Origin of the sequence: Snodgrassella sp. B3088 (assembly GCF_026535815.1) — a bacterium.
Taxonomy (GTDB): Bacteria; Pseudomonadota; Gammaproteobacteria; order Burkholderiales; family Neisseriaceae; genus Snodgrassella; species Snodgrassella alvi_E.
Genome location: NZ_JAFNPG010000003.1, coordinates 1 through 4,791, shown reverse-complemented (window position 1 = coordinate 4,791; position 4,791 = coordinate 1). Strand labels below are relative to the sequence as shown.

General features: G+C 42.9%; 6 protein-coding genes. 4 read left to right on the top strand and 2 right to left on the bottom strand.

Annotated elements, in window-relative coordinates; genetic code table 11:
- Positions 1-160 precede the first annotated feature (160 nt).
- The 3 genes from bet to J3U75_RS03190 are packed head-to-tail and all read left to right on the top strand — an operon-like array spanning position 161 to position 2,027.
- A complete protein-coding gene (bet, locus tag J3U75_RS03200) occupies positions 161-913 on the top strand; it encodes a phage recombination protein Bet (RefSeq protein WP_267390497.1) in 753 nt (250 codons plus the stop codon).
- A gap of 2 nt (positions 914-915) precedes the next feature.
- Complete coding sequence (locus tag J3U75_RS03195) at positions 916-1,527, top strand: lambda exonuclease family protein (RefSeq protein ID WP_267390496.1); 612 nt, start codon at positions 916-918, stop codon at positions 1,525-1,527.
- 11 nt (positions 1,528-1,538) lie between these two features.
- Entirely contained in the window at positions 1,539-2,027 is a 489-nt protein-coding gene (locus tag J3U75_RS03190; protein WP_267390495.1) for a single-stranded DNA-binding protein, read from the top strand.
- Between the two features lie 55 nt (positions 2,028-2,082).
- Here the strand turns inward: J3U75_RS03190 and J3U75_RS03185 are convergent, their stop codons facing one another.
- Both J3U75_RS03185 and J3U75_RS03180 read right to left on the bottom strand, forming a co-directional pair.
- Positions 2,083-2,898 carry a BRO family protein gene (locus tag J3U75_RS03185; protein WP_267390494.1) on the bottom strand — a complete coding sequence of 272 codons (816 nt, stop codon included), beginning with the start codon at positions 2,896-2,898 and terminating at the stop codon, positions 2,083-2,085.
- Positions 2,899-3,275: 377 nt separating this feature from the next.
- Entirely contained in the window at positions 3,276-3,515 is a 240-nt protein-coding gene (locus J3U75_RS03180) for a hypothetical protein (protein ID WP_267390493.1), read from the bottom strand.
- Positions 3,516-3,840: 325 nt separating this feature from the next.
- Between J3U75_RS03180 and J3U75_RS03175 the strand changes: the two genes are divergently transcribed.
- Positions 3,841-4,098 (top strand): M15 family metallopeptidase, encoded by a 258-nt coding sequence (locus tag J3U75_RS03175; protein WP_267390492.1) that lies wholly within the window; start codon positions 3,841-3,843, stop codon positions 4,096-4,098.
- Positions 4,099-4,791: the final 693 nt, after the last annotated feature.

The following is a 4,791-nucleotide window of genomic DNA, read 5'->3' as shown; positions in this document are numbered from 1 at the left end:
CACCGCGCCAAGGATGGCACAAAAGTTAATCAATGCAGTCTGTAGTAAGGCAGAAAAAATAATAGGAGATAAGGACGACAAATAGATAAATAGTACATTTGATTAAGTTACAAAATCAAAAGCCAGCTAATCAGCTGGCTATTTTTTTATGGAGAACAAAGTGAATACACAATTGACAGAATTAAGTAACAAACTCGCAAAAACCTTTGATTTAGGAAGCGGACAAGGATTAATAGAAACGCTTAAAAAAACAGCATTCAAGGGGGAAGTGACCAACGAGCAGATGACGGCCTTGTTAATCGTTGCTAATCAATACAAATTAAACCCATGGACATCTGAAATATATGCATTTCCAAGCAATGGCGGCATTACTCCGGTAGTGGGCGTTGATGGCTGGGCGCGGATTATAAATGCTAATTCGCAATTTGATGGGATGGATTTTGAATATAACGAGAATAGTTGTACTTGTCGAATTTACCGCAAAGACCGCGCCCACCCCGTTTCAGTTACTGAATTTATGAGTGAGTGCAGACGCAACACGCAGCCGTGGAAAACCCATCCTAACCGCATGCTGAGACACAAGGCAATGATTCAGGCGGCGCGATTGGCTTTTGGTTTTGCTGGAATTTACGACGAAGACGAGGCAGAAAGAATCAAAAACGCAAAAGATTGCGTGGGTGAAGATGAGCCTAACCCATTTGCCGGCGATTTACATAACCCTGAAAGGCAAAATCTGATAACGGAGGCCGAGCAAGTCGCACAGAAAGGCGATATTGATTTACTTCGTGAACATTTTAGAAGCTTATCAACAGAACAGCGTGCAATCATAGGTACGGATGAGATGGTACGCATATCTAATATTGCTAAAGACGTCGAATTAAATACCGTCGATGCGGAAATAAAGGAGGCTTAAAAATGGAGCAAAGAACTGATGAATGGTTTGCCGCTCGGCTTGGTAAGGTAACAGGCAGCCGAATTGCCGACGTCACAGCAAAAATTAAATCCGGATATGCGGCAGCACGTAAAAATTATATGTCGCAGTTGCTTTGCGAACGCCTGACCGGCGTGCATGAAAGCATTTTTGTAAACGCAGCGGTACAACGCGGCATCGACCTTGAGCCCAAAGCCCGTTCTAATTATATTCTTTTAACTGGCGAGTTAGTTGAAGAAGTCGGATTCATTAACCATCCTACCATTCAAATGTCTGGGGCGTCTCCTGATGGGTTGGTAGGGCATGATGGATTATTAGAAATTAAATGCCCTAACACATCTACACACCTAGATTTCATCAGAACTAAAAAACCTAAATCCGAATATATGTTGCAAATGCAATGGCAGATGGTGTGCACGGGTAGGAAATGGTGCGATTTTGTTAGTTATGATGACCGGTTACCAAAGAATCTTGCTTTCAGTTCTGTTCGTATTTTTAGGGACGATGAAAAAATAATCGAATTAGAAGCAGAGGTTAATAAATTTTTAGGTGAATTAGACGAATTAGCAAAATCTGTATTATTAATGGCCGCTTAAAGAGGGGTGCTATGTCTGTAAACAAAGTAATTTTAGTTGGTCGCCTAGGCCGAGACCCTGAAACGCGTTATATGCCCAGTGGGGATGCGGTAACTAATTTCCCCCTTGCTACTGATGAAAAATGGAAAGATAAAAGCGGGCAGCAACAGACCAAAACCGAATGGCATAATATTACGCTGTACGGTAAATTAGGGGAAATTGCCAGCCAGTATCTACGCAAAGGCAATCAGGTTTTCATAGAGGGGCGGATACAAAGCCGTAAATATACCGGCAAAGATAATGTGGAGCGATTGGTCTACGACATCATCGGAAATGAAATGAAGATGCTAGGCAGTCGGAATGATGGCGCAGGCAATGACACAAATAGCTATGTAAGCCATGGCGCAGCCCCTGTGGCATCAGTGCCAACCTCGTCGCCCGCACCAACTCAGCGACAGCCGCACCAGTATCAGCAATCCCCGCCGGTGAGTGATGATATAGATGACGACATACCGTTTTAGCCGTTCAAGCTTGTAGCAAAGCCAGCTGATTAGCTGGCTTGAATCTGTTACACAATCAAATGATAACTTTAGGATGTAGTTCTTCAATAGGAACATCTAATCTTGAAAGGCTGCATTCACCGTGAATTACTCTAATACGTTTAGCTAGCTCAATCAGGTACTCGGCTTGCTGTTTAGTTTGCCGTAAGAGTTTCCTAAACACATCTGCATCAACGCAGTTATAGCCGTCAATGTTTTTGACGTATTCTACGGTAGCATTTTTAACGATGACGAGCCATCTACCATCTTGATTAAGCAAAGGTTGATTATTAGTGACAGGCTTAAACAGTTCAGGCGCATCGGGTATGCTTTGCAAGTATTTTAAGGCGTCGTTAAAGTCTTTGGCTAAAATATCGTGATAGCGATAAACATGGAATTTATCATGAAGACCTCTGTACACTGCACGATAAGTTCGGCCTGTTTGGCTAACCACGAATTGCACAGCCTGTCGTAATTGTTTTTGCTGTTCACAAGAAATGGTTAGTGCATAGCTGCCGGTTTTGCGAATGGAGGGCAGGACTTCACTAGTTACCCATTTTCTAAATCTATGGGGTAGGCTCCCCATCTCCATTGCTTTGCGGCTGCGTAGAATTAAAATGAATAGACCACTTTCACTAATAATATTAACTTCACCTCCACCACCATTGATTTTAGACCGCCCTATGTTAAACATAGACCGCTCATCGTCATCAAGCTTTTCAACTGCTTGAGTTACGTTTTTAATATGTAATGCTGCACAAACATCCTGAGCAACGAACCATATTTGGTCTTCGTGATGAATAGTGCGAATAGGGACATTTTCAAAAAGAGATGAAACGATTTGATTTTGCATAATCAACTCCGTGTAGATATTTAAACCTATCTCCCATCGCCAAATGGGTAGAGTAGGACTATACAGGTTGGCGAACTGCTTACACGGAAACAGCACATCTTGCGATGTCCCATATAGCCTACCCATTGGTAAACTATGCAAACAAAAAAACCGCTTTAAGCGGTATTTGTTACCGTGAAAAACAGGTCGCCAAACCTGACAGCTCTATTGAAAGCTGCGTAACTATATTAGCTGTTTTAATTTTCATTTTCAACTTCCATTAAAAAACCACTCCAAGGAGTGGTTGGTGTCATTGCTTGTTTCTAACAATAAGATTGCTTAACGTCTTTTACTAGCAATGCAAATTGTGTTTAGGAAAGTAGGGTGGCGGGTGTCAACTACCGCAAATTGTCACGTTGGAGGGCAAGAACATACAGGGTAGGAAACTGCCCAACAAGGACGCAGCCAACCTCACGGTTGCCTATATGTCTTGCCCATAAGGTAAATGATAACCTAGATAGGCGGCCAAGAGGTTCGAAAACCTGAAAAGTAAGGCTGGAATTATTTCCCTTGCGGGTATTGTATTCTTCACCCTCTCGGCCATAAAAAGGAATCAAATGCCAATTGAATACAGACATTGATTGAAATCATACAGGCACAAAGAATCACGATAACCGTCGTGATGCGGCTTGCTAAGGGTTTCGACACCCCATGAATCAATCATGCCTAGTAAGAATCTAATTGTCAACTATTAATAACCAACAGCCTTTGGGCTGTTTTTTTATGCGTGAAAGGTTTTGATATGTACAAATTAAGTAAGCGTTCTTTAACTAATCTTCAGGGGGTAAATACTAACCTTGTAAAGGTGGTTCAACGAGCCATTGAAATCACTAAACAAGATTTTNNATTGCGCTCCCGTGAGCAATGTTGCATTAACTATGGCAAGGGTAGAACTGCCCAGCAATGTACACAGAAAGGTGTGCCGGCCAAATACGCACAGCCCAACATTNTAAAGTTACGTGGCTAAATAATCCTTTTGCGAGTAAGCATTCCCAAGGGCGCGCCGTAGATTTGGTACCTTATCCGGTAGATTGGAACAATTTGGCCAAATTCCGTTTAATCGCCGAAGCCATGAAGCAGGCCGCCAAGGAACTAAATGTCTCCATCATTTGGGGCGGGGATTGGCAGAAGACCAAAGATTACCCACATTTTGAGGTGTAGCCATGAAGAATGTTAATTACTTGGCCGCTGGCGCGTGGTTGCTGGCGGCCTTATNTGAGAACGGCTACCACAAAGGGAAAGACGAAACGCAAAGGCAATATCAAGTGGCTTTGGCCAAACAGCAGGAAGCATCCAAGCAGGCCAGCCAAAATTATGAGAAACAGAAAGCAGAAAACGAGGTAAAGCGAGATGAACGACAAGCGCAAGTCACAAAAATTGTTAGGGTGCCTGTGTACACTAATGTCTGTCTGGATGCTTCAGGGGTGCGCCTCGTCAACGAAGCCATTAGCAGCCGTTAATGTTCAGGCCAACCTTACCGAGCCATGCCCTGCATTAAGCCCGTTAAAGGGCTCAACAGGCGCCGACATTCTCCCGTGGGCAGTTGGGGTGGTAGAGAAGTACAATGACTGTGCGCGACGGCATAGCGCGCTAGTAAAAGCTGTCGGGGAGTAGCGCCTAAATTAAATAGCAATCGTGGTGCGCGGCACCACGGTTGTAGAATATTAAATATAATTACATAGAATAAATTTGTGACAATTCTGTGACAGTAAAAGCTATTATTTTGCGAATATATAACTTGATATGTGTTTTTTAAAATCCTTTAAAAACTCCATAAAACGGGCGTTTGGGGCAATATGTGGCAGTAAGTAGTGTTATGTGACAAGTATGTAATATTGCATATTACTGGCACCA